The organism is Pedobacter sp. 05L430 (assembly GCF_056397585.1).
In genome coordinates, this window is record NZ_JBFTNT010000363.1 from 1 (window position 1) to 3,824 (window position 3,824).

Sequence of the window (3,824 nt, forward strand, 5' to 3'; positions counted from 1 at the left end):
AAAAAGCGGCCGCAGGATAAATTGTGATGCAATTATACTGGCTATTGGCACTACTCCCAATATTGAACTGGCAAAAGAAACAGGATTAGATTGTAAACGTGGTGTACTTGTAAACGAGCGTTTACAAACCAACGATCCTTCCATTTACGCCATAGGCGAGATTGCCGAATTTGAAGGCACATTATATGGAATAACGGCCGCTGCTGAGCAGCAAGCAGAGGTAGTTGCCAAATTTCACAACGGAGATATCAGCAGCTATTACAAAGGCAGCCTCTTCATGAACATCATAAAGATCCACGGATTTGACCTTTGCAGTATTGGACTATCAGAATGCCCTGATGACCAAAACTATGAAGAGATTGTTTTTATCGATAAGGCAAAACGGTATTATAAAAAATGTATCATCCATCAGGACAGACTTGTTGGAACAATCTTAATTGGGGATAAAACCGAGTTCCTTGAGTTCAGGGAACTAATAGCCAACAAAATAGAATTAAGTGATAAGAGATTACAACTGCTTAGAAGTGGTAAAAAAACAGAACCGGTATCAGGCAAACTGGTATGCAGCTGTAACAACGTTGGAGCAGGAAACCTCCTAAAAAAAATAACCTCAGGGTGTTCAGATTTTAAGGAATTATGTGAATCAACAGGGGCAGGAATGGGGTGTGGTTCTTGTAAACCAGAGGTTAAGCTTATCCTTCAGGAAGCATTAAAGGAAGAAGTATTAGAAAAAACGAACTGATATGGAAAACAAGGAAATAAAAAAACATCAAATTAAAGTAAATCTTCCGGGAGGCATTGTTTCTATTGGTGATCTTTTACAAATCCTCACTATTCTCGAAGAATCAGCAGTCGAAAACGTAAGATTTGGCACCAGACAGCAGATTTATTTTTCTGTGGATGAAGATAAGTTAGAAGACATTGAGCATGGCTTTTTTATATCCGACACTGAGTTTGAAATAGATGCTGATAAACAGCCAAACATCATTAGCTCTTATGTAACTGAAGACATATTTAACAATTCGAATTGGCTCCGCGAAGGGGTTTACAGAGATGTTTTAGATGCTTTTGACTATACCCCAAGATTAAAAATCAATCTGGCAGACAACAGTCAGACCTTAATTCCCTTTTTCACTGGAAATTTAAACTTTATATCTTCAGAGATTGGCAATTATTGGTATTTATACATACGTTTTCCCAGAACCAATATCATTTACTGCTGGTCATCTTTAATTTATTCTGAGGACATTGGCACCCTTAGCAAATTGGTTGAAGACGCAATATTCAGCAATAAAGATTTATTTTATGATCAAATTAATATTGACGGACTGCTACTGGAAAACAAGGTAAAATTAACCGGAAGCATCTTTTACCAACCCCTCTCTGCCCCGCTAAAGCTACCCGATTTCCAATTACCATACTATGAGGGATTCAATAAATATAACGACAAATATTGGCTAGGGATTTACCGTAGAAACGAATTGTTTTCAGTTTCATTTCTTAAAGATCTTTGTGCTATTTGCGCAAAAACCCGCATTGGCCAGCTGTACACTACTCCCTGGAAATCAATTATCATAAAAGGTGTAGAAACAGGCGACAAAAAACTCTGGAATGCTGTACTGGATAAAAACAGAATAAACGTACGTCACGCATCCAACGAACTAAACTGGCAAAGTGAGGATCTTTGTGAATATGGGCTTAACCTTAAACGGGAGCTTATCAATGAGTTTAACAAAGTAGATCTCAGAACTTTCAAACTTTGTTTTGCAATTAAAACCAATCCAAAAAGTGGCTTATTTGGCTCAGTAATTATAAGGAAATGTGCCAATAATGACTTGGAGGATGAATGCAAATTCGACATTCTTCATACCACTGATTTTAATCCCAATTCGAAGAATTTCACTCTTTATAAAGACAACCTTGACAGAGCATCATTAGCTGAAGCATTGGTAAAACTTTGCGACAATTATTATCAGCTCCAGACTTTGTCAGAAAGTGCTTCTGCAGATAATTATTACGAAACAGAATTGGTTACAGAAATTGAGTACGTCATTGCGCACCAGTGCAGTCACTGCTTAACTATATATGATGAAACATGGGGAGATGAGGCAAATGGAGTACCACCTGGAACCCCCTTCTCAGATTTAAAAGCAGATTACGGTTGCGCTGTTTGCGGAGCCTTTAAAACAGATATTATTCCGATTCAAAAAGAATCACTACAAACAATTTAGGTTTCACATTTAAATTATCATTTCATGAAAACACAATTACAACTTGCCATTTATGGCGGACTGGCACTTTGCATGCTGAATTTTAAAGGAAAAGCTCAAACAACACAAATTAAACCTACCCTGTTTGAGGGAGTAGTGGTATTAAGTTATATTGATCATGGGGCCGCAATAAACTGTACAGGCCCTGCAATTAAATACACCAGCAAACCCTTCAGTTTATTAATAGGTTTACTTCCCAGTTTAAAAATCAAAGAAGACAAATCGCCCGGAAATGCACCCAAAAATGCAATTATTATACCTTCTTTAGGCTGTGGTGTAACGGCAATTTATAAACACATTGCCTTACAGATGCCGATGCTTTATACCGCAAAAACAAGTACAAAAGATGGAAAGTGGAATGTTGGAGTGGGCTTAGGATWTAAGTTTTAAAGTATAAGAATTATGCAATAAGTGTTAATGCTTTCAAACCTCTGGGATCTTTAACACTTATTGCTTTTCCTGTTATCGAAATCAAATCTTCTCTAACAAGCTCATTCATCATTCGAAAAACTGTTTCATATGTGGTCCCTGTAAAAGCAGCAAGATCCTGCCTGCTTAGTTCTATATCAATATGCCCTCTGTCATTTACGCCAAATTGATCTTTAAGTTGGATAATAGATAAAGCCAAACGACCTTTAACAGACATGTGGGCTAAATTCCGCATTCTCCGTTCCGATTCCTGTAGTTCATCAGCGTAAAACATCATCAATTGAAAAGTAAGGTCTGAATTTATCTTAAGGGTCGACATAAAGAAATCCAAATCAATAAAACATACCGATGTGGCCTCAAGTGCAGTAGCAGATATAGGAAAAATGGCACTTTTGGTACTTAGACCGCGATGACCAATAATTGCACCATTACTGGCAAAACGAACTATCAGTTCCTTATCTCCCCAGGTTTTGTGTATTTTAACTTTGCCTTTATTAACGAAATAAATACCATTAACCGGATCTCCTTCTTTAATTATCACCTCCCCTTTTTTCACCAAAAAGTTCTTGCGATGATTCTCAATAGGTAATTTCCATTCCTTTAAAACCAATCTGCACATTAAGCAGCTTTGCAGATCACATGCCTTTGTATTTTTCTTCATAAGGGTCTCTAGCTAAAAGGATTTCCTCTTATCTAGCAAAGAAACAATAAATCAATTAAATTAAGACATCCGATTTTAATAATCAGCGTACAGATATGGCATAATAGTGCAATAATCGCAATTCTAAGCAGGTATAGTTTTTATATCAAAGCATTTGGGCTATCTTTAAACCAATGGATTTCTTTAAGCAATTTTATAAAACACTGGGTATTCAGCTTGCAACATTATTGCGAACTGCTATTGCCATGTTTTTACGCTTTCTTTCCTTACAGTACGGTTTAGGAGATTCTTTTCTTAAAAGCAGTAAAGACTTTATTAAATAAACCCCTCCCTTTTCTTGGGGTCAGGGGTCCAGACATTTAATTCTTTCCTTTCACCTTCTTGCTTTCTAAAATGAAATTAATAAGCACTAAATGCTTTTTTAGGGCCATTCATATAATGCTGCTTTTAGCGCTGTTGATAGT

At 36.7% G+C, this 3,824-nt stretch carries 5 protein-coding genes; 4 read left to right on the forward strand and 1 reads right to left on the reverse strand.

Annotation, left to right across the window (positions count from 1 at the left end; translation table 11 throughout):
- The 3 genes from AC1DG9_RS24745 to AC1DG9_RS24755 form a co-directional block, all read left to right on the forward strand.
- On the forward strand, window positions 1-742 hold a 742-nt coding region (locus tag AC1DG9_RS24745; RefSeq protein ID WP_477635434.1), incomplete at its 5' end, for an FAD-dependent oxidoreductase.
- A gap of 1 nt (window position 743) precedes the next feature.
- Window positions 744-2,231, forward strand: a complete 1,488-nt coding sequence (locus AC1DG9_RS24750) for a rubredoxin (RefSeq protein ID WP_477635435.1) — start codon at window positions 744-746, stop codon at window positions 2,229-2,231.
- A gap of 24 nt (window positions 2,232-2,255) precedes the next feature.
- Window positions 2,256-2,660 carry a hypothetical protein gene (locus tag AC1DG9_RS24755; RefSeq protein WP_477635436.1) on the forward strand — a complete coding sequence of 135 codons (405 nt, stop codon included), beginning with the start codon at window positions 2,256-2,258 and terminating at the stop codon, window positions 2,658-2,660.
- A 10-nt stretch (window positions 2,661-2,670) separates the two neighbouring features.
- Here the strand turns inward: AC1DG9_RS24755 and AC1DG9_RS24760 are convergent, their stop codons facing one another.
- Window positions 2,671-3,360: a Crp/Fnr family transcriptional regulator gene (locus tag AC1DG9_RS24760; protein ID WP_172660400.1), complete on the reverse strand. Its 690-nt coding sequence runs from the start codon at window positions 3,358-3,360 to the stop codon at window positions 2,671-2,673.
- Window positions 3,361-3,533: 173 nt separating this feature from the next.
- Here AC1DG9_RS24760 and AC1DG9_RS24765 point away from each other — a divergent pair, with 173 nt between their 5' ends.
- Window positions 3,534-3,683, forward strand: a complete 150-nt coding sequence (locus AC1DG9_RS24765; protein WP_172660401.1) for a hypothetical protein — start codon at window positions 3,534-3,536, stop codon at window positions 3,681-3,683.
- Window positions 3,684-3,824 lie beyond the last annotated feature (141 nt).

Excerpts from the sequence above, each read along its gene's own strand:
- AC1DG9_RS24760 (WP_172660400.1), bottom strand. The coding sequence starts at position 3,360 with ATGAAGAAAAATACAAAGGCATGTGATCTGCAAAGCTGCTTAATGTGC.
- AC1DG9_RS24750 (WP_477635435.1), top strand. The coding sequence starts at position 744 with ATGGAAAACAAGGAAATAAAAAAACATCAAATTAAAGTAAATCTTCCG.
- AC1DG9_RS24765 (WP_172660401.1), top strand. The coding sequence starts at position 3,534 with ATGGATTTCTTTAAGCAATTTTATAAAACACTGGGTATTCAGCTTGCA.